We start from the raw sequence: 25,735 nt of genomic DNA on the forward strand, positions 1-25,735 counted from the left end.
ACGCCGCACCGACCGCACACGGAGCCGATCGCGGCGTCGTCCCCCTGCCTTGCCCGCTCCCCCACTCCCACTGCTCACTGCCCACTGCCCACTGCGCCCGCCGACGGGCTGGAGGCCGGCGGGACATCCCCGCGGCGGGCCGTCACCCGCACCCCTACTGCTAGCCTAATGGTTTTAGGAAACTGCATAATGGGTTTCGGCAAGAGGGAGAAGGACCATGGTGCGCGCAGGCCTCACCACCGAGCGTCTCGTCCGGGCCGGTGCGGAGCTGGCCGACGAGGTCGGCTTCGAGCAGGTCACGGTGTCCGCGGTGGCCCGGCGGTTCGACGTCAAGGTCGCGAGTCTGTACTCACACCTGAAGAACTCCCAGGACCTGAAGACACGGATCGCGCTGCTCGCCCTGGAGGAGCTGGCCGACCAAGCCGCCACGGCGCTCGCCGGCCGCTCCGGCAAGGACGCCCTCGGCGCCTTCGCGAACGTCTACCGCGACTACGCACTCGCCCACCCCGGCCGCTACTCGGCGGCCCGGCACCCACTGGACACCGAGACGGCGGTCACCAGCGCGGGTGTCCGCATCGCCCAGCTGACCCGGGCCATCCTGCGCGGCTACGACCTGGCGGAGCCGGACCAGACCCACGCCGTCCGCCTCCTCGGCAGCGTCTTCCACGGCTACGTCAGCCTGGAGACCGCCGGCGGGTTCAGCCACAGCGCGCCCGACTCCCAGGAGTCGTGGACCCGGATCCTCGACGGCCTCGACTCCCTGCTGCGCAACTGGCCGGTCCACCCCTGAGACCAGCGGCCCGCCCACCCCTGAGACGGAGTGAACAGAAATCATGCACACCACCCCACTGACGGCCGAACTGATCCGCGGCGCCATCGAACTGGAGCGCACCGCACACGGCCTGCTGCCGCACCGGCTGCCCGCCCGGGCCCGCGCCCAGTGCGCCGACCCGCAGCTGGCCCTGGCCGAGTCCCAGCCCTCCGGCGTGCGGCTGGTCTTCCGCACCCGCGCGACCACCGTCGAGCTGGACACCCTGCCGACCAAGCGGGTCTACATCGGCGTACCGCCGCGCCCGGACGGCGTGTACGACCTGCTCGTGGACGGGCACCCGGCCGGCAGCGCCATGCTCACCGACGGCAGCACCCTCACCATCGATCCGGGCACCGGCACCGCCGAGTACCGGCCCGGCCCGGTCGGCACCGTGCGCTTCACCGGCCTGCCGGACCGCGTCAAGGACGTGGAGATCTGGCTGCCGCACAACGAGCGGACCGAACTGGTCGCGCTGCGCACCGACGCGCCCGTCGAGGCCGTACCGGACCGGGGCCGCAGGGTGTGGCTGCACCACGGCAGTTCGATCAGCCACGGCTCCGACGCCGCGAGCCCCACCACCACGTGGCCGGCGCTCGCCGCATCCCTGGGCGGGGTGGAGCTGATCAATCTCGGGCTGGGGGGCAGCGCGCTGCTCGATCCTTTCACCGCCCGGACGCTGCGCGACACGCCGGCCGACCTGATCAGCGTCAAGCTCGGCATCAACGTGGTCAACACCGACCTGATGCGGCTGCGTGCCTTCGGCCCCGCCGTGCACGGCTTCCTCGACACCGTCCGCGAGGGCCACCCCGACACCCCGCTGCTCGTCGTCTCGCCGATCCTGTGCCCCCTGCACGAGGACACGCCCGGCCCGACCGCGATGGACCTCGCGGCGCTGAGCGAGGGAGTGGTGCGGTACCGGGCCACCGGGGATCCCGCGGAGCGGGCCGCCGGGAGGCTCACCCTCGGCGTCGTACGGGACGAGCTGGCCCGGATCGTGCGTGAGCGGGCGGCCGACGATCCGCACCTGCACCACCTCGACGGCCCGGAGCTGTACGGGGACGCCGACTTCGGCGAGCTGCCGCTGCCCGACGGCCTGCATCCGGACAAGGCCGCGCACCGCCGGATCGGCGAACGGTTCGCGGCGCTGGCGTTCGCCGGGAGCGGCCCCTTCGCGGACCGTGCCGCCTGACCCGTACCCGCCGGCTCACACCAGGTGGGCGAAGACGACCAGGTTGTCGGTGTAGTCGCGCACCGAGCGGTCGTAGTCCCCGGCGCAGGTGATGAGCCGTGCCTCGGGGCGCGAGGCGTCCGCGTACACCCGTGAGCTGGGGAAATCGTCCTTGGCGAAGGTCTCTGTGCTGTCCACGACGAACTCCGCCGTGCGCCCGTCGGCCCGCTCCACCGAGAACCGGTCGCCGGCCCCCAGCTCGTCGAGGTCGGCGAAGACGGCCGGGGAGGTCACGGTGTCGACGTGCCCGGCGATCACCGACGTGCCGTCCTCACCGGGCGAGGCACCCTTGGCGTACCAGCCGACCAGATTGGTGTCGCCGGCGGGCGGGGGCTGGAGCTGGCCCGAGGGACCGAGGTCCAGGGAGGTGAAGGGCGCGTTCACGCCGATCTTCGGGATGCGCAGCCGGAGCGGCGCGGAGCGCGGCAACGCCTCGCTGGTCCGCTGCGGGTCGGTCTGCGTGTCGGCGGGCGCGCCCGAGGTGCGGGGCGGCACCGGCGTCTCGTCGGGCTGCTGGTGACCGCCGAACATACTGACGGCGAGAACGACGGCCGCCACACCCCACAGCATCAGCCGCCCGCCGCGGCCGGAGGACCGCTCGTCCGGTCCCGGTCCGGCCGATGCCGGAGTCGACGGTTCTGCTGCCATCGGACATCACCTCTCTCGGACACGGCAGCGCGGGGGTCAGGCCAGGGAGCGGGGCCGGCCACCGGGCACAGTGGGCGCGGGCCGCCGACACAGCGGGCACGTCGGCGGCGTCCGCAGCCCCTGGGCGGTGCCGGCCGTCAGGACGCCGGCCCGGTGGCCTTCTTACGGCGCAGCGCGTACGCGCCGGCGGCGCCTACGCCGAGCACGGCGAGACCGCCGGCGGTGACACCGGGCGTGGCGAGGCCGCCGCCACCGGTGTGCATGCCACCGCGCGGCTTCTCGCCGCCGTCACCCCAGCCGCCCTTGCCGTGGCCACCGCCCTCCTCCTTGTCTCCCTTGTCTCCCTTGTCTCCCTTGCCCCCCTTGCCGCCGCTGTCCTCCTCGTCTTCGTCATCTCCCTTGCCCCGGTAGCTCTCGGAGCCGTAGCCGCTCTTGTCGCCGCTGTCGCCCCCGGAACCCCAGTCGTCGCTGCCCACCGCGGCGAGGGCTCCGCCACCCGTGTGCATTCCGCCGCGCGGCCCGCCGTGTTCGCGGTCGTCGTCGCGCTTGTTGCCGTAATCCTTGTCGGAGTCGCTGTCGGAACCCTTGCCGCGGTCACGGTCGGAGTCGCTGTCTTGCTCCCTGCTGTACGAGGAGTCGTCGTTGTCGCCGCCGTGCCCGGCCGCCGGAACGGCGAACGCGGTGCCGGGAACGGCGAGGGCGGCGGTGGCGGCCGCCGTGGCCAAGAACGTGCGGGCAGAGCGCATCATGATGTCCTTCCGCCGTGACCGGGCAGCGGATACCTCATCAGCTGGATGGACCCGGCCCCGACATGAACCACCGTCAGTGAGGGCCCTGACATCCACCATCCGAGCCGCCCAGCCGGGTCACCACGCCACCCGTCTGCCCCAGCGCGCCTGCCGCGCGATCCCTCGTCCGGGCCAATCGGCCGGAGGGGGCGCAGGACCCCTGAAGGCGTCCGGGTTCCGTCCGGCCGTCGATCGCGTTCCGGCGGGACCGCCGCGCCGGGAAGGGGACGTGCGATGACCGCGGGCGCCGTGCGGGCAGTCCGGCACCGGCTGCTCGCCGCGTCGGCCGGTGCCCTGCTCGCGGTGGCCGCCGTCGCCGTGCCGGCCCGCGCCGGGGCGGAGGTGACGGAGTATCCGGTCACCACGGCGGCCGGGGCCGCTCCCGCAGGAGTCACCACCGGACCGGATCGCGCGCTGTGGTTCACGGAGCACGGCGCCGGACGGATCGGCCGGATGGCGGCCGACGGCACGATCACCGACTTCCCGACCTCCGGCTCCGACACCGGTCCGGCCGAGATCACCTCGGGGCCGGACCGTGCCCTGTGGTTCACGGAGACCACCGCCGGGCGGATCGGCCGCATCACAGTCACCGGCCGGCTCACCGAGTTCCCGCTGCCCGACCCGGGCGGCGGACCGGCCGGGCTCGCACTCGGCCCGGACCAGGCCCTGTGGTTCACCGAGGCCACCGGCAACAGGATCGGCCGCATCACGGCCACGGGCCGGATCACCGAGTATCCGGTCCCCACGTCCGACGCCTCTCCCCACTCGATCGCCGCGGGCGGGGACGGCGCCCTGTGGTTCACGGAGCTGAGCGGCGGGAAGGTCGGGCGGATCAGCACGGCCGGCCGCATCACCGAGTACCGGCTGCCCGGCGGTGCCGCCTTTCCCGCCGGCATCGTCGCGGGGCCGGGCGGGATGTGGTTCACCGCGTCCGGCACGCACTCGGTCGGCCGGATCGACTACACCGGGCGCGTCACCCATGTCCCGCTGCCCGGCACGGACAGCATGCCGAGCGGCATCACGCGCGGGCCCGACGGCCGCGTCTGGTACGCCGACCAGGCCGGCCGGATCGGCAGCATCTCCGCGACCGGCAACGTGACCACGGTCCCCGTGCCGGACGGCGCCGACAAGGTGCCCTTCCGGCTGACGGCGGGCCCCGGCCGTGCCGTGACGTTCACGGAACTGCTCGGCAACGCCCTCGGCCGGGTCCGCATCCCGTGACACCGCCCGCCTTGTTCCGTTATGCCGCCTGACCTGCCCGGTGACACCGCCTGCCTTGCCCCGTGACGCCGCCTGACCTGCCTACGCCGCCTGACCTGCCCGGTGACACCGCCTGCCTTGTTCCGTGAGACCGCGCCCCCGACTCCGTGACACCGCACTCTTTCCCGTGACACCGCCTGCGTTGTCCCGTGAGGCCCCTCCCTTGACCCGTGAGACCCGCCCCGGACCCGTGAGACCCGCCCCTGACTCGTGAGAGCCGCCCCTGACTCGTGAGGCCATCTCTCTTGTTATGACCGCTGTCATAACGCAGGCTGGTGCCGACAGCGTGCGAGCCGATGCGGTGGGAGGAAGCAGTGGCGGACGGGATGGCACGGGACCTGTGGGAGCGGTACGAGCCGGTGCACGATCTGGTCTACTTCACGCCGGAGGCGCACCGGGCGGCCGACGAACTCGGCATGCGCGGGTTCTGGATGGGCTACTTCGCCCTGCGCGCCGCACCCCTCGGTGCGGCGGCCCCGTCCGTGGTGACGAGTTGTTTCTACGTCTTCCACCCCGCCCGGGTGGCCCGGGCGCTGCCGGACGCCTGGGAGTACGCGGCACCGGCGGACGTACTCGCGGCCCGTCAGGAGGCGATGGACGCGGCGATGACCCGGCTGTTCGGGCGGGACGTCGTCGGCTCCGCCGCGTTCGCCGAGGCCGCGGACCTGGCCTGGGAGGCCGCGGCGGCCGCGGACACCACGGGCCGGGTACTGGCCGCCGCCAACCAGGCGCTGGAGCGCCCGGACCGGCCCACCGCACGCCTGTGGCAGGCCCTGACGACCCTGCGCGAACACCGGGGCGACTCGCACGTCGCGGTGCTGGTGAGCCTGGGCCTCGGACCGGTAGAGGCGATGGTGCTCAAGGCGGCGGCGGGCGAGTCCGACGGGGCCTTCCTGCGCGAGACACGGAAGTGGGAGGAGACGGACTGGGAGGCGGCCGTGACCCGGCTGCGCGCGTCCGGCCGGCTCGCGGCGGACGGCTCGCTCACGCCCGCGGGCGCGGCAGTACGTGCGGAGGCCGAGGCGCTCACCGACGCGGCGGCCGAGGGACCGTGGACGGCGCTGGGCGCCGGACGCACCGGGCGTCTGGCCGAGCGCCTGGAGCCGCTGGCCCGGACCGTCCTGGAGGCGGGACTGCTGCCGCCCGGGAATCCGGTGGGGCTGACCCGCGCGTCGTATCCCGTCGGCCGCTGAGGTACCGGGTCCGCTGAGCCGAGGATCGTGCCTCGGCGGCCGCTGAGGCAGCCGGTGAGACTGAGCCGAACGCCGTACCCGCTGGCCGCGGATGCACCCGGGGGCTGAGACCGAGGGTCGTGCCTCGTCGGCCGCCGGGGCGCTTCGGGCGGGTCGGCCGGGGTCCCGGCCCGGGGTGCCGGGCCGGGGACACCTCACGGGTGGCGGAGTGCTGCGGACTACCAGGTCACCGGCAGCCGCTCGGGGATCCGCTTCATGAACCCGGTGCGCCAGACCAGTTGGCCCGCCGGTACGGCCAGCGCGAGGTCCGGCAGCCGGTCGAGGAGGACCTCCAGCGCGATACGGGCGTGGGTACGGCCGAGCGCGGTGGCGGGACAGTAGTGGGCACCGCCGCCGAAGGAGAGGTGGTCGGCGGTGTTGTCGCGGTGGACGTCGAACCGGTGCGGGTCCGGGAACTTCTCCGGATCCAGGTTGGCGCCCTCGACCAGGACGAGGACGAGCTCGCCCGCCCGGATGTCGACGTCGCCGAGCCGGACGTCCTCCAGGGCGAGCCGGGGCAGGGCGTCGCCGATGGAGAGGTTGACCCGCAGCAGCTCCTCCACACCGGGTCCGGTCAGGTCGGGGCGGTCCCGCAGGAGGTCGCGGGCGATGGGGTGGGTGAGCAGGTAGACCAGGGCCATGGCGAGGAAGCCCGAGGTGGAGATGACTCCGGCGCCGAAGAGGGTGACGCCGACGGTGGCCAGCATCTCGTCGGTGAGGTGCGCGTACTCGGGGTCGTCGCGCAGGGCGGCGAGTTCGCCCATCAGGCCGTGCGTCGCCGGGTCGTCGAGCAGGGCCGCCATCCGGGAGATGTCCCGGTCCCAGTTGATCCGCGCGCCGGTGATCGGGCACGGGGAGTTCATGAAGGCGATGTCCAGGCTGCGCAGGAAGGCCGGGGCCTCGTCCTGCGGGATGCCGAGGATGTGGCAGTGCATGCCGGCCGAGTACGGCTCACAGAACGCCCCGCGCAGGTCGGCCGTCGGCCCTTCGGCGACGAGCAGGTCCACCAGCCGGTGGGCCTCCGCACGCAGCCACTCCATCAGGCCCGGCGCCTTGGGGTTGAGCGCCTTCATCACCGCGCGGCGCAGCCCCGCCCCGGTGATGTTGCCCATGTTGTTCACGACCTCGGGCGGGATCGTGAGTGCGTACTGCCGGGGCACTCCGGGGGCGGAGGTCTCCTTCAGCGAGAAGCGGTCGTCCTTGATCACCTGTGCGCACAGCTCGTACGACGACACCAGCCAGGCCTCGTCGCCGGCGATCGTCCGGACGCGCCGTACGGGGGAAGCGGCGCGCAGTTCGGCGACCTCGGCCGGCACGCGGGTGCCGTCCCAGGAGAACGGGAAGTCGAGCAAGGGAGGGTGGTCGGTGCGGGTGTCCGGGGCGGTGGTCATACCGCGGCTCCTTCCAGGGCGGGGGTGACGACGGCGTGGCCCTGGTTGCGGGACGCGCGCAGGCCGGCGCCGCGCGAGTACAGCAGCTCGGCCATCGGCAGGAGTTGGTGGTAGCAGTTGAGCGAGGAGGGAACCTTGAGGATGGCCGGGGTGTCCAGGAACAACGGGGCCTCGGCGCACACGTACTCCAGGCACACGGCGCGCTGCCGATCGGTGGGCGCCTCGCCGCGCGACGTGAGGAATCGACTCACCAGGGCGTCGCAGACGGCCCGGAAGGCGCTGTCCGAGGCCAGCCGTCCCTTCAGGTGCGCATGGATCTCCTGGTAGGCGGGGTTGGTGCGGAATTCCGACATCGGATGCCAGTCCAGCCGGGTGCCGTCCGGGTCGGCCGCCGACACCGCGTCACGGACCTTGGCGCGCACCCCGCGCAGGTTCTTCACGGCCTTGCGGCGGGCTTCGTCCGGCGGGTAGCCGGAGGCCTCGTACATCTCGGCGACGTACAGGTCGGTGTAGACGAAGTCGACCCGGTCGAAGTTGTCCAGTCCCCAGCGGGCGAGGTCATGCAGGCGTTGGGCGGAGAAGTAACTGTTGCCCGGGGACACACCGATCACGGCGTGTGCGCCCTCACCGAGGATGATCTCGCAGTGGGAGGTGTACGGCTGGACTTCGAAGACGTCGGCCATCAGCACGGATGCTGTGGTCACGGGGGAATCCTCCGCCGCGCGCTAGTCCCGGCGGGGCCCTGTGCCCCTGGTGTGGCAGCGCGGCGCCCTCACGCTATCCGTACGAGATCAGCACGGGTAGTAACTGCCTGGGTTTGGCTGAAAACAGTCGTATTAATGATTGAACGGCCCCGCGAAGGGCCGCCGTTGCGGGTCGTACCCTGGGGCCGTGGTCAACCGAGACGAGGATCCAGGACAGGCCGCAGCCCGGCTCACCGGCCGACCCGTGACCGGGACGCGCAGCGCCTGGGAGTCCCCCGCGGAAGTGCTGCTGGACGGCGGAACACCGGTGATGGTCAAGCACTGCGACGGTCCCGGGGCGGTGCGCGCCGAGGTGGCGGGGCTGCGCTGGCTCGCTGCCGCGGAGGCGGTCGGGGTACCGGAGGTTCTCGGGCACGACGAGAGCTGGCTGGTGACCGAGCGCGTACCGACCGGTACACCCGACCCCACAGCAGCGCTGCGTTTCGGCCAGGCCCTGGCCTCTCTGCACGCGGCCGGGGCACCCCATTTCGGCGCCGCGCCTCCCGGCGGCCCCGAGGACGCGTTCATCGGCCTGGCCCCGATGCGCAACGCGCCGGGCACCGACTGGCCCAGCTGGTACGCCGAGCACCGCGTCCTTCCGTATGTGCGCGCCGCGGTCGACGGCGGCACGCTCCGCCCGGGCGAGGCCGACGTGTTCGAGCGGGTGTGTGAGCGGCTGCCGGACCTGGCGGGCCCCGCCGAGCCGCCCGCGCGGCTGCACGGCGACCTGTGGAACGGCAACGTGCTGTGGGGAGCCGACGGCGAGGTCCGGCTCATCGACCCGGCCGCCCACGGCGGGCACCGGGAGACCGATCTGGCGATGCTCCAGCTGTTCGGCTGCCCGCACCTGGACCTGATTCTGGCCGGGTACCAGGAGGCGGCCCCGCCGGCCGACGGCTGGGCGGAGCGCGTGGCGATACACCAGCTCTTCCCGCTCCTGGTGCACGTGGTGCTGTTCGGGCGCGGGTACGCGGAGCGGGCACGGGCGGCCGCCCGGCAGGCGCTCACGCGCTGAGCGCGACCACCGGGAGGCCAGGTGCGGCACCTGTGTCATTCACTGTGACATCCAGCACTTCGGCACCATCCGTCCCGCGGCGGCCGGACCCTCCGGCAGCCCTCCGACGAGCGGCGCGTACCGTGCCACGCGGTGCGCCGACGGCGTCGACCCCGGCCCGTGGTCACACAGCGTAAGGAAACCAATCACCCGTTCGATTCGTATAAGGACGTGAAAGCCGAATCAGGGAGAGAGCATGCAACCGTTCACGCTCAACTACGCGCGGCCCGCAGTGCAGTTGGACGTCGTCACTCCGTACGCGTACGACTCCGGACTGCAGTTGAACGTCCTCCCGGACGGGCGGATCGCCGCCACCGACCACGCGACCCTGGCAGCACTCGGAACCACGACCTCGACCGCGGGTTCCAAGACGCACTTCGACGACTGAACCGCGGGCCCCGGAAAGATGACCGTGCTCATCCTGACCAGTGAAGAGGACGTGACGGCGGACATGGTGGTCCTCCGGCTGGGCGAGGCCGGTGTGCCCGTCGTCCGGCTCGACCCCGCCGACCTGACCAACGGTGTGGCGCTGTCGGGCGAGTACGTGCACGGTGCCCACCATGGACATCTGTCCGTCGGCGGGCGCCTGGTGAGCATGAACGGCCTGCGCTCCATCTGGGTCCGCAGACCCGGGACCCCGGCCGCCCGCGCCGCCCACCCGTCCGCCTGGCTGACCGAGGAGTCGTCGCAAGCGCTGTACGGCATGCTGCGGTGCAGCGACGCCCGCTGGATGAACCATCCGGACGCCGCCCGCCGCGCCCGGCACAAGCCCTGGCAGCTGCACCTCGCCCAGCGCTGCGGCCTGCCGGTGCCGGCCACGCTCATCACGACGTTCCCACAGGCTGCGCGGGAGTTCGCGGAACGCTTCCCGGACCTGGTGGTCAAGCCGGTCTCCGGTGCGCATCCGCAGGAGCCGCCGCGGGCGGTGCCGACCAGCCGGGTGGCGCCGGACACCGACTTCACTGCGGTCGCCTTCGGTCCCACGCTGCTGCAGCGGCGGATCGCCAAGCGGGCCGACATCCGGCTCACCGTCGTCGGCCGCACCCTGCTGGCCGCGCGCAAGCCCGCCGACCCGGACGCCCGCCCCGACGACGTGGACGTCCGCTTCGCCCCCTCGGCCTCTCCCTGGCTGCCCACGGAGGTACCGCCGCGCGTCGCCGAGAGCGCACTGCGCTACCTGGCGGAGGCTGAACTGGCCTACGGTGCCTTCGACTTCGCGGAGGACGCGGACGGGATCTGGTGGTTCCTCGAGTGCAACCAGTCCGGCCAGTTCGGCTTCATCGAGATGGACACCGGCCAGCCGATCGCCGCGACCATCGCCAAGTGGCTTGCCGGGCAGGGCGATTCCGGCCGGAGGTGTGCGGAGGGCGAGCGGAGCGCAGCATCGTGAGGGTGCGGGGTACGGCTCGGAGAAAGGAACGCGACATGCGCATCGGACTGCTGGGAACGGGCCCGTGGGCGCGGGCGGCGTACGCCCCCGCACTCGCCGGGCACACCGGCCTGGAGTTCGCCGGGGTGTGGGGGCGCCGCCCGGAGGCGGCCACGGCGCTGGCGGAGCAGTACGACGTCGCCGCGTACACCGACGTGGACGCGCTGCTGGCCGACGTGGACGCGGTGGCGGTGGCCCTGCCGCCCTCCGTGCAGTGCGAGTTGGCGGTGCGGGCGGCCCGGGCGGGCCGTCATCTGCTGCTGGACAAGCCGCTCGCGGTGTCGGTCGGCCAGGGGCGGGCCGTCGCCGAGGCGGTGGAGCGGGCCGGGGTGGCGTCGGTGGTGTTCTTCACCGCGCGTTTCCAGAAGGAACCGGAGGCGTGGATCGGGGAACAGGCTGCCGCGGCGAGCTGGTTCACGGCGCGGGCACACTGGCTGGGGGCGGTGTTCACGACCGACAGCCCGTTCGCGGGCTCGCCGTGGCGGCGGGAGAAGGGCGCGCTGTGGGACGTGGGCCCGCACGCCCTGTCGGTCCTGCTGCCGGTCCTCGGCGACATACGGCAGGTCGTGGCGGCGGCGCATGGACCGGCGGACACCGTCCACCTGGTCCTCGACCACGCCACCGGCGCGTCGAGCACGCTCACGCTGAGCCTGTCGGCCCCGCCCGCGGCGGCCGGGGCCGATGTGGAGCTGCGGGGCGAGGCGGGTGTGACGGTCATGCCCGGGAGCTCCGACGGCGCTGTTCCCGCGCTCTCCCGGGCCGCCGACGCCCTGGTGCGGGCGGCCCGCACCGGCCGCCCGCACTCCTGCGACGCCGGGTTCGGCCTCCGGATCACCGAGATCCTGGCGGCGGCCGAGACCCGGCTGACGGACGGCACCCGGCGCACCGGATGACGGATGGCACCGGGCGCGCCGGACAGGGAGAACCGGGGCGGCGGGGCCGGGCGCGGGCACCCACCGTACGGGGCGGTGCTGTGCCGCACCCGGACCGGCCGGGACACGCGGTGGCGTCGCCCGGCCCCGCCGCGACACGCGGTGCGTCGCCCGGCCCCGCCGCGACACGCGGTGCGTCGCCCGGTCCGGCCGGGACACGCGGTGGCGTGTGCACGGACCGAGGGAGTCTCCCGGCCTGCGCCCGGACCACCACGCTCCCGGCCGGTGCCGGTCACCGCGCCGTGCGTGGGTCAGCCGGCGTCGGCGACGCGGGTGACCCAGTAGTTGACGCGTTCCCGTGTGACCGGATAGCCCGCCCTGGTGAAGTGCGCGGCCATCGGGAAGTTGCCCTGGTCGGTGGCGGCGGCGATGCGCTCGGCGCCGCGTTCGACCAGGTAGTGGGTGCACTCGACGAGCAGGTCGTAGGCGTAGCCGTGACCGCGCTGTTCCGGCACCACCCCGATGAAGCCGATGCACGGTCCGCCGGGGTTGCGGGCGGGGATGTGGATGCCGACCGGCTCGCCCTCGGGCGTGCGGGCGATCTGCCACCAGCTGCGCGGTGACGGCATCCAGTGGAAGACGTCCAGTTCCTCCTGTGCGGCCTGGTCCACTCCGCCCTGCGCGATGGCCCGGCGAGCGTGGGCGTCCAGGGTGACGGAGTGGATGCGGCGCAGCAGGCCGAAGAAGACGGCGTCGTCCGGTTCGCCCTCGAACATGAGGCGTCCGGGCCGTTCGGGCAGGCCACAGTCCGGGGTCCAGTGGTACAGGAAGCGCTCCACCAGCGGTTCGTAGCCGGCTTTGCGCGCGGCGGCGTCGCGGGTCGCGACGGCCGCATGCAGGTGCGGGTCGTCGCGCCATCCGGCGGGCAGGTCGAGGTCGATCTCGTCGGGACGCCAGGGCGCGGACAGCACCAGCTCGGCTCCGGCCTCCTCCTCGCCCTCGGCGACGTCGAACCAGTTGAGCAGGAGCGGCTCGGTGTCCTCGGGCCTGCCCCACCAGGCGGCGCGGGCCACGGTGCGGCCGTCGCGCTGGGCGATGCGCTGCCAGTCGGGTCGGAACTGCGTCCGCCGGTGCTTCTCACGGAAGCCGAGCGGGTCGGACATGGTGTGGAAAAGGTGGGCACTGCTCTCGTCGAGCGTGCGGATGACCAGGTCGGTCAAGGATTCCTCCGGGATGCGTACGGTGTGCAGCGCTCCCGGTCGGATCAGACGTGACACGCCCGCGGCACGGGGAGGGGGGAGCGCTGAATGGTGGTGTGCTGCATGACGCTCGCCTCCTTCTTCCGTCCGGCTCGGGCGTGGTGATCACAGGCTAGGCGGGTGGCCGGCCCGGTGTCCACGGCTTTTTCGGGGCGCGGTCCGCGGGCAGCGGCGTAGCTTGGGGATGTGGGATGGGTACGCGGCTGGTCGTCCCGCGGGGACCGGGAGGGCCGCGGCTGGCTGCGGGGCGCGCCGCCACCGTGGTGGGTACGCGTGCTGCCCGTTCTGCTGCTCGTGGCGGTCGGCTCGGCCACGATGGTCACGCCCGACGCGCGTGATCTCGGTTTCCTGCTGGGCGCGATCCCGCCGCTGGCGGTTCTGTCGTACGGGCCGGTGGCGACCGGTCTGCTCGGCCTGAGCGTGGTCGCGGTGCTGACCCTGCCGGCCACGCATCTGAATCGCCCCGGCGACACCGATCTGCTCACCATCGCGTTCGTGGCCGCACTGAGCGTGTTCGTGTCCTTCGTGCGCAGTCACCGGGACGCCCAGCTGGACATGGAGCGGGCGATCGGCGAGGCGGTGCAGCGGGCGGTGCTGCCGCCGGTGCCGCAGCGGGTCGGACGGGTCGAGTGCGCGTCCTTCTACCGGGCAGCGCAGGACGGGACGCTGGTGGGCGGGGACTTCTACGACGTGCGCGAAGGGCCGTACGGGGTGCGCGCGGTGATGGGTGACGTGCAGGGACACGGGCTGCAGGCGGTCGCCACGGTGGTGTCGCTGCTGGGGGCGTTCCGGGAGGCGGCCCTGGACCAGCCGGACCTGGAGTCGGTGGCGGCGCGGATGGACCGCCGGCTGGTGGTGGACGCGGCGGACGTACGGAACGCGGAGCTGTTCGCGACGGCTCTGCTGCTGGAGTTCCCCACCGGCACGGCCGCGGTGCGCGTCCTGGCCTGTGGCCATCCGTCGCCCGTCCTGCTGTGCGAGGGACAGGCTCAGGAAGTGACGGTCGCGCCCGGCCCGCCGCTGGGGATCGGGCTCGTGGACGTCGATCCGCCGAAGGAGGCGACCGTGGCGCTCCGTCCGGGCGACGGACTGTTCCTGGCCTCCGACGGCGTGTGGGAGGCGCGGGACGCCACCGACGCCTTCTATCCGCTGCCGGACCGGCTGGGCGCCCTGGCCGGCACCGCTTCCGCCCAGCTGCCCGCCGCGGTGTGGGCGGACCTGCTGCAGCGGCGCTACGTCGTCCGTGACGACGCCACCATGCTGGTGCTGACGCCCGAGCCGCCGGCCGCCTCGTGACCGGGCCGCCGGCGCGCGCGGTGCCGCCCTCTTCGGGCGGCTCCCGCCCGGTCCCTCCGTCCTCCCGGGGCTGACCCGGGCCGCCCGTTCCGGCGGTTCCCGCCCGGTCCCTCCGTCCTCCCGAGGCTGACCGGGGCCGCCCGTTCCGGCGGCTCCCGCCCCGTCCTCCGTCCTCCCGGGGCTGACCGGGGCCGCGCCTGCCGGCGGTTCCGGCAAGCGGAGTTCGAACGACCCGCCTCAAACGCCATGTCGCGCCACCCCTTCCGCCACGTAGAAATATCCACAACCATGCATATGCCGGGTTGGCGTGCGAACGCGAAGCGCCCGGTCACAGCCGTTCCCTGCGCTCGGGCAGGCGAGCGAGGACACCCGGAGCAGTGCATGACGAACACGATGTGGATGCGGGGCGTGGAATGGCTGGCCGCGGCGGCGGCCGACCCGCGCGCCTGCAAGTGGGAGTGGGACCACGGGGAGGGCATCGCGCTGCTGGAGGCGGGCCGCTTCTGGGACGTGCTGAGCGTCCCCGACCGGCTGGGGCTGCTCACGCTGGACCTGTTGTGGCGGCCCGGGCTGCCCGTGCCGGGGCCGACCCTGGTGGACACCGCGGCAGGACGGGTGGGGTTCTTCCTGCCGCCGGACCCGTCCGGGGGCTGGGTCGGTTCCGGCCTGCGCTGTGCGAGCAAGGGCTCCTGGGTCGCCGTACCGCCGCCGTACCGGCCCGCCCGGTACCTGGAATGGCTCGTGCCGCCCGACGGCAGCGGCATGCTCCATGCGCCCGGCACCCTGGAGGACGCGCTGCAGCAGGCCAACGGCACGCTGGCGGTGCTCGCGCCGCTGCGCGGCCGGTGAGGGGTCAGCGGTGCCCGGGGGCGGGCCGGGCAGCACCGGGGGCGAGGTCGCAGGGGCCGCGGTGCTCCGGCTCGGGCCGACGGGCGGCGGGGGCCGGGCGCTCCTATGCTGGTAGGTCATCGGGCCCCGACGTCCCACCCCGTGCACGGTCGCACCTCACGTGCTTGGAGTCAGCCCATGTCGCCTTCGTCCACACAGCTGTGCAGGGGGGCCGTGGTCGCCGTGCTGGCGGGCACACTGCTCGCGCCGTTCACGGCCAGGCAGGGCACGGCTGCCGCACCGGCAGCACGCGCCGTCGGCTCGCCCAGCCCCGCGCCTTCGGGGCCGGACGTCCGCGCGATGAGCCCCGACGTGGCGCGCCAGATCGACACCTCCGTACAGCGGGTGATGCGCGAGGCGAACGTGCCCGGCGTGACCGTCGGCATCTGGACGCCGGGACAGGAGAGTTACGTCCGCTCGTTCGGCCTCGCCGACAAGGCGAGCGGCCGGAAGATGGACCCGGACCTGTACATGCGCATCGGCAGCGAGACCAAGACCTTCACCGTGAGCGCGCTGCTCCAGCTGGTGGACGAGGGGAAGGCCGGCCTGGACGACACGATCGACAAGTACGTCGACGGCGTACCGAACGGCCACAAGATCACATTGCGGCAGCTGGCCGGCATGCGCAGCGGACTGTTCAACTACTCGGAGGACGACGACTTCTTCAAGGCGCTGACCTCCGACCCGCAACGCCCCTTCACACCACGGCAGTTGCTCGACTACGCCTTCAGGCATCCGGTGATGTTCCCGCCGGGGGCGAAGTTCTTCTACAGCAACACCAACCTGATCCTGCTCGGCCTGGTCGTGGAGAAGCAGAGCGGTCAGCGACTCGGGGACTACATCAGGCAGCACATCACCGGGCCGGCCGGAATGAAGGACACGGCCCTCCCGCCGGGCCGCGAGTTCCCCGAACCGCACGCGCAGGGTTACACGAACCAGTCCGAGGACAAGAAGATCGTCGAGACGGCCGGCTGGAACCCGTCCTGGGGGTGGGCGGCCGGAGCGATGTACTCGACGCTGGACGACCTGCACACCTGGGCGCCCACGGTGGCCACCGGCCAACTGCCCGACGGCCGGCGGATGATCAGCCGGGCCCTGCAGAAGCAGCGCCTCGACACCCCGGCGACGCCGATCCCCGGCGTCGGATACGGACTGGGCATCTTCGACGTGCAGGGCTGGATCGGTCACAACGGCTCGCTGCCGGGCTACGAGTCGCTGACCATCTACCTCCCGGCCTCCCGGACGACCCTCGTGGTGCTCCTCAACACCGACATCGACCACGGCGGGGAGGAACCCAGCACGCTGTTCGGCCAGGCGATCACGCAGATCGTCTCACCGCGGCACGTGTTCAACCTGCCGGCCCAGCCGGCCGCCAGGTGACACATGCCGTCGTTCATCGCGCAGGCACTGCCCGCCGCAGCGGGCAGTCGTGCCGCTGGGGCGGCGCAGGTGGGCGAAGCGGCACCCTGAAAGCGCCGGCAACCGGCAGGAGATACCGGTCCGCCGGCAGTCTCGGACCGGCCGCGGGGGCGCGGCCGGTCAGTGGCGCCGCTGGGTGTTGAGGCGGGCGGCCCGGCGCGTCAGGTGGTCGCGCTCGGCGAGGTCGGGGGCCTTGTGGGCCGCCTCGGCGTAGAGCCGTGCCGCCGTCGCCAGGTCGCCGTCGCGCTCGTGGAGGTACGCCGCCACCGCGGTGTGGCGGGGCAGCGAGTCGTCCAGCTCCGCGAGCGCAGCCAGGCCGGCACGCGGCCCGTCGGCCTCGCCCACGGCGACCGCGCGGTTGAGCCGTACGACCGGGCTGCCGGTCAGGCCCACGAGTTCGTCGTACCACTCGACGATCTGCACCCAGTCGGTCTCCTCGGCGGTGGGCGCGTCGGCGTGCAGGGCCGCGATGGCGGCCTGGGCCTGGAACTCGCCCAGCCGGTCGCGGGCGAGGGCCGCCTGCAGGATCGCGACGCCCTCGGCGATCGCCGTCGTGTCCCAGCGGCCGCGGTCCTGTTCGGCGAGCGGCACGAGGCTGCCGTCGGGCGCGGTCCGGGCGGCGCGGCGGGCGTGGTGGAGCAGCATGAGGGCGAGCAGTCCCGCCACCTCGGGGTGGTCGGTGCGGGCCGAGAGCTGTCGGGTGAGCCGGATGGCCTCCGCGGCAAGGTCGACGTCGCCCGAGTAGCCCTCGTTGAAGACCAGGTAGAGGACGCGCAGCACGGTCGCGACATCGCCGGGCCGGTCGAACCGCACGCCGGAGACGGTGCGCTTGGCCCGGCTGATCCGTTGCGCCATGGTCGCCTCGGGCACCAGGTAGGCCTGGGCGATCTGGCGGGTGGTCAGGCCGCCGACGGCCCGCAGCGTGAGCGCGACCGCGGACGCCGGCGTCAGCGACGGGTGGGCGCACAGGAAGTACAGCAGCAGGGTGTCGTCCAGCTCAGGTGCGGGACCGGGCTCCGGCTCGGCGTCGACGATGTCCTCGCGCCGGCGGCGGGCGGTGTCCGCCCGGGCCGCATCGAGGAACTTCCGCCAGGCCACGGTGACCAGCCAGCCCTTCGCATCGCGAAGGGGGTCTCCCCCGCTCTCGCGGAGCCGGGAGCTTGGGGAAGGGCCGGACGGCCAGACACGGACCGCCTCGACCAGCGCGTCCTGCACGGCGTCCTCGGCCGCCGCGAAGTCGGCTCCGCGGCGGACGAGGATGGCGAGCACGCTCGGGGTGAGGCTCCTCAGCAGGGCCTCGTCCATGGTCGGGGTCACTCCGTGATGGTGGGCGGCGCCGCCAGGAACGGACGCAGTTCGAGCCACTCGTGGATCGGCTTCCCGCCCGCGCCGGGGGCGGCCGACAGCTCCCCTGCCAGCTCGACGGCGCGCTCGTAGCTGTCGACGTCGATCACCATCCAGCCGGCGATGAGGTCCTTGGTCTCGGCGAACGGGCCGTCGGTGACCGGCGGGCGCCCCTCGCCGTCGTACCGGACCCAGGTCCCCTCGGGAGCGAGCGCCTGGCCGTCGACGAACTCACCGGACTTCTCGAGCCGGGCCGCGAAGTCCTGCATGTACTGCACGTGGGCGGAGATCTCCTGCGGCGTCCACTGGTCCATGGGCACGTCGTTGGCCGGGGCCGGAGCGCCGCGGTAGTGCTTGAGCAGCAAGTACTTGGCCATCGTGGTCTCCTCGGTGCTGTGCGGCCCATTGTGGCCGCATTCACCTCGGGGACGGAGCCGGTCACGATTTCTCGACATCGCCGGCCAAGTTTTTTTCGGGGCCTTCCGAGAAACCGTCCAAGAGACCTTCCGGGAGGCCGTCCGAGAGACCTTCCGGCAAGCCGTCCACAAGGCTCCGCCGGCGGCCTGGGGGGAGAGGCCGCCGGCGGAGACGCCGCGCCCGGGGCGGGGGGACGGCCCCGGGCGGCTCAGTGCTCGGATGCCCCGGTTCCCGGGAAGTACGCACCGCAGTTCGAGCCGCGCACGGGGCGGGGGCGGCGGCCCGGCCGTGCGGCCCAGTGCCCCGGCACGGCATAAGCTCGGCAGATGGCGAAGTACTTCGACGTGCACCCCGACAACCCGCAGCCGCGCAGCATCACCCAGATCGCCGATGCGGTCCGCTCGGAGGCACTCATCGCATACCCGACCGACTCCTGCTACGCGCTCGGCTGCCGGCTGGGCAGCCGGGACGGCATGGACCGGATCCGCTCCATCCGCAGGCTGGACGACCGGCACCACTTCACGCTGATGTGCCGGGACTTCGCGCAGCTCGGTCAGTTCGTCCGGGTGGACAACGACGTGTTCCGGGCCGTGAAGGCGTCGACCCCCGGCAGCTACACGTTCATCCTGCCGGCCACCCGTGAGGTGCCGCGCATGCTGCAGCACCCGAGGAAGAAGACCGTGGGCGTGCGCATCCCCGACCACGTGGTCACCCAGGCGCTGCTGGCCGAGCTGGGCGAACCGCTGGTGTCCAGCACGCTGCTGCTGCCGGACGAGGACGAGCCGCTGACCCAGGGCTGGGAGATCAAGGACCGGCTCGACCACGTGGTGGACGCCGTCGTCGACTCGGGCGACTGCGGCACCGAGCCGACGACGGTGGTCGACTACTCCAGCGGGGAGGCGGAGATCGTCCGCCGGGGGGCCGGGGACACCGACCGCTTCGAGTGAGCGGACGGCACCCGGGCGGCGGCTTGTTGATCATGCGTGACAGCATGGCCGCAGCCGTGGCGCCGGCACGGGTCCGCCGGCCGCCGCCCATCCCCGAGGAAAGGCCTTCTCCCCATGGCCGATGTCCAGGCGACCGCCGTCGACATCCCGACCGAGGACGGCGTCGCCGACGCCTACCTCGTCCATCCGGCCGACGGACGGCCCCGCCCGGCCGTGCTGCTCTACCAGGACGCCTACGGGCTGCGCCCGCACCTGCGGTCGATGGCCGACCGGCTGGCCGGGGCCGGCTACACGGTGCTGGTGCCGAACGTGTTCTACCGCCTCGGCCGGGCGCCGGTTCTGGACCTGCCCGAGTTCATCGACCCGGGCGCGGACCCGACCATCTGGGAGCGGCTCGGCCCGATGCTGGCCGCAATGACGCCGGAGCTGGTCAAGCGGGACGCGGGCGCCTTCCTGCGCCTGCTGGCCGACAGCCCGCTGGCGGCGGACGGCCCGGTCGCGCTGACCGGCTACTGCATGGGCGCCCGGCTCGCCCTGTGGACCGCGGGCGCCCACCCGGACCGGGTGGCTGCGGCGGCCGGGTTCCACGGCGGCAGCCTCGCCACCGACGCCCCGGGCAGCCCGCACCTGGAGGCCCCGCGCATCACCGCGGAGCTGTATTTCGGCCATGCCGACGAGGACCCTTCGCTGCCCCCGGAGCAGGTGGCGCGTTTCGAGGAGGCGCTGTCGGCGGCCGGGGTGCGGCACACCTGCGAGGTGTACGCCGGGGCCCACCACGGCTACACCCAGGCGGACACCTCCACCTACGACCGGGACGCGGACGAGCGGCACTGGGCCGCGCTCCTGGACCTGCTCGGGCGCACGTTCTGACGCCCCGTCCGGCGCCCCGGGGACGACGGGGCGCCGGACCGATTCACGTTCAACTTATTGACATGAACTCGTCCCAGCATGAATCTGAGAGCGCTCTCAAACAGGTACGGACCAAGCCCGTACTGCCCCGACCCCACACGGAGGTGGAGAGTGCCTCACACGCTCACGCGCCCCGCGCTGCCCCTGGCCGCCGCGACGGCGCTGGCCGGCGGTCTGCTCGCGCTCGGTACGCCCGACCGCGCCGACGCGGCCGTCCCCGACACCATCCCGCTGAAGATCACCAACAACTCGGGCCGTTCCGAACCGGTCTACGTCTACGACCTGGGCACCCAGCTGTCCTCGGGACGGCAGGGCTGGGCCGACGCGAACGGAGCCTTCCATGCCTGGCCGGCGGGCGGAAACCCGCCGACACCCGCTCCGGACGCGGCGATTCCCGGTCCGGCCGCCGGACAGTCGACGACGATCCGCATCCCGAAGTTCTCCGGCCGGATCTACTTCTCGTACGGCCGCAAGCTCGACTTCCGGCTCACCACCGGCGGACTCGTGCAGCCGGCGGTGCAGAACCCCTCCGACCCCAACCGGAACACCCTCTTCAACTGGTCGGAGTACACGCTCAACGACTCCGGCCTGTGGCTCAACAGCACGCAGGTGGACATGTTCTCGGCGCCGTACGCGGTCGGCGTGCAGCGGGCCGACGGCGGCGTGAGCAGCACCGGGCATCTGAAGCCCGGGGGCTGGACCGGCTTCTTCGACGCGCTGCGCGGACAGCCGGGCGGCTGGGCGGGCCTGATCCAGACACGCTCCGACGGAACCGTGCTGCGTGCGCTGTCCCCGCTGTACGGCGTGGAGACCGGAGCGCTGCCGGCGAACGTGATGGACGACTACGTCAACCGGGTCTGGCGGAAGTACGCGACGTCGACCCTGACCGTGACCCCGTTCGCGAACCAGCCGAACACCAGGTACTACGGCCGGGTCTCGGGCAACGTCATGAACTTCACCAACTCCTCCGGCGCCGTCGTCACCAGCTTCCAGAAACCGGACGCGGCCAGCATCTTCGGCTGCCACAAACTGCTGGACGCCCCCAACGACCAGGTCCGCGGCCCCATCTCCCGCACGCTGTGCGCCGGTTTCAACCGCTCCACCCTGCTGGTCAACCCCAACCAGCCGGACACCACGACGGCGGACTTCTACAAGGACACGGTGACCAACCACTACGCGCGCAAGATCCACGCGCAGACGGCCGACGGCAAGGCCTACGCGTTCGCCTTCGACGACGTCGGCAACCAGGAGTCACTGGTGCACGACGGCAGTCCGCGGCAGGCGTATCTGACGCTGGATCCGCTGGACTGACACGTCTGACGCTGGATCCGCTGGACTGACACGGCACGGTCCCGCACCCGAGGAACGGGGTGCGGGACCGCGGTCGTCAGCGCGCCGGGCTCAGCCGGTCGTCAGGGCGGTGTCGTCCACGACGAAGCTGGTCTGCAGCGAGGAGTCCTCCACGCCGTTGAACTTCAGCGTGACCGTCGAGCCCGCCAGCGAGGACAGGTCGAAGGTCTTCTGGCTGTAGCCGGAGGCCTTGTTGAGGTTCGAGTAGGTCGCCAGGGTCTTCGAACCGGCGGTCACCGTCAGCTTGTCGTACTGGGTGCTGGTGGTGGTCTCGGAGCTGTCGATGTGCAGGTAGAAGGTCAGGGTCGCCTTGCAGCCCGCGGGGATCGTCACCGACTGGGACAGCGTGTCGGTGTGCGTGGAGCCGTAGCCGTCGAGCCAGGCCTTGTAGGAGCCGCTGTGGGACGCCTCACCGCTGTCGGTGGTGATGACGCCGCTGGTCGCGGTCCAGCCGGTGCTGCCGGACTCGAAGCCCGGGTTGCTCAGCAGCTGGGTGGAGCTGCAGCCGCCGCCGGTCGTGCTGACCGTCCAGCCGAAGGTGGCGGTGCCGGTCGCGCCGGTGGAGTCGGTCACCGTGACGGTGGTGTTGTACGAGCCCGCCGTGCTGGGCGTGCCGGAGATCAGACCGGTCGAGCTGTTGATCGACAGGCCGGCAGGCAGGCCGGAGGCGCTGTAGGTCAGTGCTCCGCTGTTGGTGCTGCTCGCCTGGATCTGCAGGTTCACGGCGGTGCCGACCGTGGCGGACTGGCTGCCCGGGTTGGTGACCGTCACACCGTTGGCCGGTGGGTTGATGTGGCCGCCGACGTTGATGCCGGCGAACGCGTTGCCCACTCCGGCGTACTGCGTGGAGTTGGTGCCGTACAGCGCGGCGGCGGCGTTCAGGGCGGCGGTGCGGGCTCCGGCGTAGTTGGTGCTCGACGTCATGTACGACGTCAGCGCCTTGTACCAGATCTGCAGCGCGGCGGCGCGGCCTATGCCGGTGACGGCGACGCCGTCGGAGGTCGGGCTGTTGTAGGTCACACCGTTGATGACCTTGGTGCCGCTGCCCTCGGACAGCAGGTAGAACATGTGGTTCGCCGGGCCCGAGGAGTAGTGCACGTCGAGGTTGCCGACGCCGGAGTACCAGCTGTCCGCCGAGCCGCCGTCCTTGCTCGGCTTGTCCATGTACCGCAGCGGCGAGCCGTCGCCGTTGATGTCGATCTTCTCGCCGATGAGGTAGTCACCGACGTCCTTGGAGTTGTTCGCGTAGAACTCCACCCCGGTGCCGAAGATGTCGGAGGTGGCCTCGTTCAGGCCGCCCGACTCGCCGCTGTACTCCAGGCCGGCGGTGTTGGAGGTGACGCCGTGGCTCATCTCGTGGCCGGCCACGTCCAGCGAGGTCAGGGCGTGGGTGTTGCCCGAGCCGTCGCCGTAGGTCATGCAGAAGCAGTCGTCGTCCCAGAAGGCGTTGACGTATCCGCTGCTGTAGTGGACGCGGCTGTAGGCGGCGACGCCGTCGTTCTTGATGCCGCTGCGGCCGAAGGTGTTCTTGTAGAAGTCCCAGGTCTCCTGGGCTCCGTAGGCGGCGTCGGCGCCTGCGGTCTGGGTGTTGGAGCCGGTCCCGTCGCCCCACACGTCGTCGGCGTCGGTGAACAGGGTGCCGGTGCCGGAGGTGCCCCGGTTGAGGTTGTACGTCTTGTGACCGCCGCGCGTGGTGTCGTACAGCTGGTACGTCGAGCCCGACAGCGTGGTGTTCAGGGTGACGGTGCCGCTGTACTGGGTGTTGCCGGTGCCGGTCTTGACCGCCTGGTACCGGTACAGCTCCTTGCCGGTGCCGGCGTCGGTGATGACGTGCAGCTGGCTGGGCGTGCCGTCGTCCTGGAAGCCGCCGATCACCGTCTCCCAGGCGAGCTTCGGGGTGCCGCCACCGGACCAGATCACCTTGCGGGCGCTGTCGGTGGTGGGCTTCTTGGCGTCCAGGGCCTTCGCGGCCTTCAGGGCCTTGGTCCGGGCGGCCGCCTTGGTGAAGGTCGCGGTGGTGGAACGCACCGCGATCGTGCGCTTGTTGTTGAAGGTGGTGCTCACGGTCCCCTTGGCCAGCGAGGCGGGCGGGGTGTGCACGACGAGGTCGCCGCCGAGCACCGGCAGGCCGGCGTAGGTGCGTTCGTAGCGCGTGTGCAGGGTGCCGTCGTTGTCCTTGACGACGTCCCTGACGACCAGCTTCTCCTGCGCGCCGAGCCCGAGGGTGCGGGCGGTGGCGGTGGTCTTCTGCTGGGCGCTCTTGATCAGCGCGGTGTGCTGCGCCGGGCTGAGCTTGGCCTCCATGCCGCCGGTGCGCAGCGGACTGGGGTGGGGAGCTGCCGGTGCGGCGGTCGCCGGGACCGCCTGGAGGCCGACGGCCAGGAAGGCCGCAGTGGAGACCAGGGCGGCTCCGACCGTGGCCCGCTTGTGGGGAAGGGGTCTGTGGGGTCTCACTCGTACTCCTCCTGCTGCGGCCGCCGGGTCGCGGCCGGTGACAGACCGGGCGGACGGGTCTGCCGCCCGGGTGAGCTGAGCTGTGCGGGAGCGTGATCCGTGAACTGGTGGGGTGGATCAGCGTGCGGAGGGAGAATGACAGGATTGACCGAGTCATGTCACCCAACGGCGGGTCAATCGAGGGTTTTCCCTATCGGTCCGCATCCGCGCCCACGGCGGCCGCCGGACGGCCTCCCGAGGCACCGCCCGTCCCGGCCGGAACACGAACGGGGAGGTGGGAAGCGGGCGTTCGGACGTAGGTTGTGCCGTGGACGACCCATGCCATGGCTGAAAGAAGGACACGACTCATGACCGATCCGGCCACGACGCCCGAGCCCGCGATGCAGGAGAAGATCGACACCTCGGTGCCGCACTCCGCCCGCATCTGGAACTACTGGCTCGGCGGCAAGGACAACTACCCCGTCGACGAGGCGGCCGGCGACGCGTACACCGCCGTCTTCCCCGGCATCGTCACCATCGCCCGCAGCAGCCGTGCCTTCCTGCGCCGCAACATCGCGTATCTCGTGCGGGAGGCGGGCATCCGGCAGTTCCTCGACGTCGGCACCGGCCTGCCGACGGCCGAGAACACCCATGAGGTCGCCCAGCGGCTCGCCCCCGAGGCGCGGATCGTCTACGTCGACAACGACCCGATGGTCCTGGCCCACGCCCGTGCCCTGCTCTACTCCTCCAAGGAGGGCGCGACCGCCTACATCGACGCCGATGTGACGGAGCCGGACCGGATCCTCGCGACCGCGGCCGAGACCCTGGACCTCAGCCGGCCCACCGCGCTCATCCTCAGCAACATCCTCGGCCATGTCGCCGACCACGGTCAGGCCCGCTCCATCGTGAACCGGCTGATGGCCGCTCTGCCCTCGGGCAGCTACCTGTCCGTCAACGACGGCTCACGCGGCATCGACCCGGTCTTCGAAGAGGCCCAGGACGCGTACAACGGCAGCGGCGCCGTCCCGTACAACCTGCGCACGGTCGACGAGATCAGCACGTTCTTCGACGGCCTGGAACTCGTCGAGCCCGGCGTCGTCTCCGTCACCCGGTGGCGTCCCGAACCCGGTGCGCCCGCCGCGGAGATCATCGCCGAGCACGGCGGACTCGCCCGGAAACCGTGACCGCCGGCTCCAGGGGCGCCGCCCCCTTCCTCGGCGAGCCACACGGGTGATCACCGGGGCGTCCGGAGCGCGCCGTCGCCGGGGCACGTCGTCAGCGTCGGCGCGGGACGCCCAACATCAGGAGGAGCTGGGCGAGTTCCTCCCGGAAGAGTTTGCCGGGGCTGGTGGTCTGCGTGTGCAGGTGGCCGTAGACCTCCAGTGACACGAGGCCGTGCAGGTGCCCCCAGAGCCGCAGGGCGAGGGCGAGGGCCGCGGGCGGCAGGTCCGGGAAGGCGGGCCGCACCTTGTCCAGGAGGCCGGGGTCGAAGTCCGGCCAGTCGAAGGCACTGTCCCGGTACAGGTGCCGGGCATGGGGCCACGCGGCCGCCGCGAGTGCGGTGAGCCCGGTGCAGACGCGCCGCGCCGCATCCGGGGCCGGGCCTCCCTCAGGGGCCCGGTAGCCCGGGACGGGATCGCCGTAGACGAGCCGGAAGCCCTGGGGGTTCGCCAGGGCCCAGTTGCGGAAGGCGTCGGCCCACGCCTCGATCCGCACGGCGGGATCCTCGGCGGGGGCCGCCTCCCAGGCCGCGTCCACGGCATCCGCCAGGGCGGTGTACACGTCGTTTATCAGCGTGGTGACCAGGTCGTCCCGCGTCGCGAAGTAGCCGTAGAGGGCGTTGGCGGTCATGCCCATCTCGCGGGCGATGGCCCGCAGCGTGATGGCGTCGGGACCGCCCGAGGCCATCAGGGCCAGTGCCACCTTCTTGATCTCGGCCGTGGTCTCGGCCCGTAGCCGCTCGCGCCGCCCCGTGCTGCCCGTCGTTGTCACAACCGGCACTCTACAGCGTCCCTTT

The 25,735-nt window shown here is 72.5% G+C and carries 24 protein-coding genes; 15 read left to right on the top strand and 9 right to left on the bottom strand.

Annotated elements, in window-relative coordinates; genetic code table 11:
• Nucleotides 1–217 precede the first annotated feature (217 nt).
• Together ACZ4SF_RS15145 and ACZ4SF_RS15150 are read left to right on the top strand one after the other, a co-directional pair.
• Nucleotides 218–790 carry a TetR/AcrR family transcriptional regulator gene (locus ACZ4SF_RS15145; protein WP_468383512.1) on the top strand — a complete coding sequence of 191 codons (573 nt, stop codon included), beginning with the start codon at nucleotides 218–220 and terminating at the stop codon, nucleotides 788–790.
• Between the two features lie 43 nt (nucleotides 791–833).
• Nucleotides 834–2,000, top strand: coding sequence for a GDSL-type esterase/lipase family protein (locus ACZ4SF_RS15150; RefSeq protein ID WP_468383514.1), 1,167 nt, complete (start codon nucleotides 834–836; stop codon nucleotides 1,998–2,000).
• Nucleotides 2,001–2,015: 15 nt separating this feature from the next.
• Here ACZ4SF_RS15150 and ACZ4SF_RS15155 read toward each other — a convergent pair whose 3' ends face one another.
• Both ACZ4SF_RS15155 and ACZ4SF_RS15160 read right to left on the bottom strand, forming a co-directional pair.
• On the bottom strand, nucleotides 2,016–2,687 hold the full coding sequence (locus ACZ4SF_RS15155) for a class F sortase (protein WP_468383516.1): 672 nt from the start codon (nucleotides 2,685–2,687) through the stop codon (nucleotides 2,016–2,018).
• 137 nt (nucleotides 2,688–2,824) lie between these two features.
• Nucleotides 2,825–3,436 (bottom strand): hypothetical protein, encoded by a 612-nt coding sequence (locus ACZ4SF_RS15160; RefSeq protein WP_468383518.1) that lies wholly within the window; start codon nucleotides 3,434–3,436, stop codon nucleotides 2,825–2,827.
• A gap of 273 nt (nucleotides 3,437–3,709) precedes the next feature.
• On the opposite strand from ACZ4SF_RS15160, the gene ACZ4SF_RS15165 reads away from it, so the two are divergent.
• Both ACZ4SF_RS15165 and ACZ4SF_RS15170 read left to right on the top strand, forming a co-directional pair.
• Nucleotides 3,710–4,696, top strand: coding sequence for a Vgb family protein (locus ACZ4SF_RS15165; RefSeq protein WP_468383520.1), 987 nt, complete (start codon nucleotides 3,710–3,712; stop codon nucleotides 4,694–4,696).
• Between the two features lie 365 nt (nucleotides 4,697–5,061).
• Nucleotides 5,062–5,928: an SCO6745 family protein gene (locus ACZ4SF_RS15170; RefSeq protein ID WP_468383523.1), complete on the top strand. Its 867-nt coding sequence runs from the start codon at nucleotides 5,062–5,064 to the stop codon at nucleotides 5,926–5,928.
• A 218-nt stretch (nucleotides 5,929–6,146) separates the two neighbouring features.
• On the opposite strand, the gene ACZ4SF_RS15175 is transcribed toward ACZ4SF_RS15170, so the two are convergent.
• Both ACZ4SF_RS15175 and ACZ4SF_RS15180 read right to left on the bottom strand, forming a co-directional pair.
• Complete coding sequence (locus tag ACZ4SF_RS15175) at nucleotides 6,147–7,358, bottom strand: cytochrome P450 (protein WP_468383526.1); 1,212 nt, start codon at nucleotides 7,356–7,358, stop codon at nucleotides 6,147–6,149.
• Entirely contained in the window at nucleotides 7,355–8,062 is a 708-nt protein-coding gene (locus tag ACZ4SF_RS15180) for a cyclodityrosine synthase (RefSeq protein ID WP_468383529.1), read from the bottom strand. Before ACZ4SF_RS15180 ends, ACZ4SF_RS15175 begins: the two co-directional genes overlap by 4 nt.
• A 187-nt stretch (nucleotides 8,063–8,249) precedes the next feature.
• On the opposite strand from ACZ4SF_RS15180, the gene ACZ4SF_RS15185 reads away from it, so the two are divergent.
• The 4 genes from ACZ4SF_RS15185 (at nucleotide 8,250) to ACZ4SF_RS15200 (ending at nucleotide 11,477) form a co-directional block, all read left to right on the top strand.
• Nucleotides 8,250–9,116 carry a fructosamine kinase family protein gene (locus ACZ4SF_RS15185; RefSeq protein ID WP_468383531.1) on the top strand — a complete coding sequence of 289 codons (867 nt, stop codon included), beginning with the start codon at nucleotides 8,250–8,252 and terminating at the stop codon, nucleotides 9,114–9,116.
• A gap of 235 nt (nucleotides 9,117–9,351) precedes the next feature.
• On the top strand, nucleotides 9,352–9,543 hold the full coding sequence (gene tgmA / locus ACZ4SF_RS15190) for a putative ATP-grasp-modified RiPP (RefSeq protein WP_468383533.1): 192 nt from the start codon (nucleotides 9,352–9,354) through the stop codon (nucleotides 9,541–9,543).
• An 18-nt stretch (nucleotides 9,544–9,561) separates the two neighbouring features.
• On the top strand, nucleotides 9,562–10,545 hold the full coding sequence (gene tgmB, locus ACZ4SF_RS15195) for an ATP-grasp ribosomal peptide maturase (protein ID WP_468383535.1): 984 nt from the start codon (nucleotides 9,562–9,564) through the stop codon (nucleotides 10,543–10,545).
• Nucleotides 10,546–10,580: 35 nt separating this feature from the next.
• Nucleotides 10,581–11,477 (top strand): Gfo/Idh/MocA family protein, encoded by an 897-nt coding sequence (locus tag ACZ4SF_RS15200; protein ID WP_468383537.1) that lies wholly within the window; start codon nucleotides 10,581–10,583, stop codon nucleotides 11,475–11,477.
• A gap of 290 nt (nucleotides 11,478–11,767) precedes the next feature.
• On the opposite strand, the gene ACZ4SF_RS15205 is transcribed toward ACZ4SF_RS15200, so the two are convergent.
• On the bottom strand, nucleotides 11,768–12,676 hold the full coding sequence (locus ACZ4SF_RS15205; protein WP_468383540.1) for a GNAT family N-acetyltransferase: 909 nt from the start codon (nucleotides 12,674–12,676) through the stop codon (nucleotides 11,768–11,770).
• Between the two features lie 225 nt (nucleotides 12,677–12,901).
• Between ACZ4SF_RS15205 and ACZ4SF_RS15210 the strand changes: the two genes are divergently transcribed.
• The 3 genes from ACZ4SF_RS15210 (at nucleotide 12,902) to ACZ4SF_RS15220 (ending at nucleotide 16,279) form a co-directional block, all read left to right on the top strand.
• Complete coding sequence (locus tag ACZ4SF_RS15210; RefSeq protein ID WP_468383542.1) at nucleotides 12,902–14,011, top strand: PP2C family protein-serine/threonine phosphatase; 1,110 nt, start codon at nucleotides 12,902–12,904, stop codon at nucleotides 14,009–14,011.
• Nucleotides 14,012–14,392: 381 nt separating this feature from the next.
• Nucleotides 14,393–14,860: a hypothetical protein gene (locus ACZ4SF_RS15215; RefSeq protein ID WP_468383544.1), complete on the top strand. Its 468-nt coding sequence runs from the start codon at nucleotides 14,393–14,395 to the stop codon at nucleotides 14,858–14,860.
• Nucleotides 14,861–15,037: 177 nt separating this feature from the next.
• Nucleotides 15,038–16,279: a serine hydrolase domain-containing protein gene (locus tag ACZ4SF_RS15220; RefSeq protein ID WP_468383546.1), complete on the top strand. Its 1,242-nt coding sequence runs from the start codon at nucleotides 15,038–15,040 to the stop codon at nucleotides 16,277–16,279.
• 159 nt (nucleotides 16,280–16,438) lie between these two features.
• Here the strand turns inward: ACZ4SF_RS15220 and ACZ4SF_RS15225 are convergent, their stop codons facing one another.
• Both ACZ4SF_RS15225 and ACZ4SF_RS15230 read right to left on the bottom strand, forming a co-directional pair.
• Nucleotides 16,439–17,623 carry an RNA polymerase sigma factor gene (locus ACZ4SF_RS15225; RefSeq protein ID WP_468383711.1) on the bottom strand — a complete coding sequence of 395 codons (1,185 nt, stop codon included), beginning with the start codon at nucleotides 17,621–17,623 and terminating at the stop codon, nucleotides 16,439–16,441.
• An 8-nt stretch (nucleotides 17,624–17,631) separates the two neighbouring features.
• Nucleotides 17,632–18,039: a YciI family protein gene (locus tag ACZ4SF_RS15230; protein WP_468383548.1), complete on the bottom strand. Its 408-nt coding sequence runs from the start codon at nucleotides 18,037–18,039 to the stop codon at nucleotides 17,632–17,634.
• 366 nt (nucleotides 18,040–18,405) lie between these two features.
• On the opposite strand from ACZ4SF_RS15230, the gene ACZ4SF_RS15235 reads away from it, so the two are divergent.
• The 3 genes from ACZ4SF_RS15235 (at nucleotide 18,406) to ACZ4SF_RS15245 (ending at nucleotide 21,246) form a co-directional block, all read left to right on the top strand.
• On the top strand, nucleotides 18,406–19,026 hold the full coding sequence (locus ACZ4SF_RS15235) for an L-threonylcarbamoyladenylate synthase (protein WP_468383551.1): 621 nt from the start codon (nucleotides 18,406–18,408) through the stop codon (nucleotides 19,024–19,026).
• A gap of 114 nt (nucleotides 19,027–19,140) precedes the next feature.
• Nucleotides 19,141–19,896: a dienelactone hydrolase family protein gene (locus tag ACZ4SF_RS15240; protein ID WP_468383554.1), complete on the top strand. Its 756-nt coding sequence runs from the start codon at nucleotides 19,141–19,143 to the stop codon at nucleotides 19,894–19,896.
• 150 nt (nucleotides 19,897–20,046) lie between these two features.
• Nucleotides 20,047–21,246 carry a glycoside hydrolase family 64 protein gene (locus tag ACZ4SF_RS15245; RefSeq protein ID WP_468383556.1) on the top strand — a complete coding sequence of 400 codons (1,200 nt, stop codon included), beginning with the start codon at nucleotides 20,047–20,049 and terminating at the stop codon, nucleotides 21,244–21,246.
• Between the two features lie 90 nt (nucleotides 21,247–21,336).
• Here the strand turns inward: ACZ4SF_RS15245 and ACZ4SF_RS15250 are convergent, their stop codons facing one another.
• Nucleotides 21,337–23,739 (bottom strand): M4 family metallopeptidase, encoded by a 2,403-nt coding sequence (locus ACZ4SF_RS15250; RefSeq protein ID WP_468383558.1) that lies wholly within the window; start codon nucleotides 23,737–23,739, stop codon nucleotides 21,337–21,339.
• 347 nt (nucleotides 23,740–24,086) lie between these two features.
• Between ACZ4SF_RS15250 and ACZ4SF_RS15255 the strand changes: the two genes are divergently transcribed.
• Nucleotides 24,087–24,902 (top strand): SAM-dependent methyltransferase, encoded by an 816-nt coding sequence (locus tag ACZ4SF_RS15255; RefSeq protein ID WP_468383561.1) that lies wholly within the window; start codon nucleotides 24,087–24,089, stop codon nucleotides 24,900–24,902.
• A 91-nt stretch (nucleotides 24,903–24,993) separates the two neighbouring features.
• Here the strand turns inward: ACZ4SF_RS15255 and ACZ4SF_RS15260 are convergent, their stop codons facing one another.
• The gene (locus tag ACZ4SF_RS15260) at nucleotides 24,994–25,710 is read right to left on the bottom strand and encodes a TetR/AcrR family transcriptional regulator (protein ID WP_468383563.1); all 717 of its coding nucleotides are present in this window, start codon (nucleotides 25,708–25,710) and stop codon (nucleotides 24,994–24,996) included.
• Nucleotides 25,711–25,735 lie beyond the last annotated feature (25 nt).

The organism is Streptomyces sp. NPDC027663, from assembly GCF_055566415.1.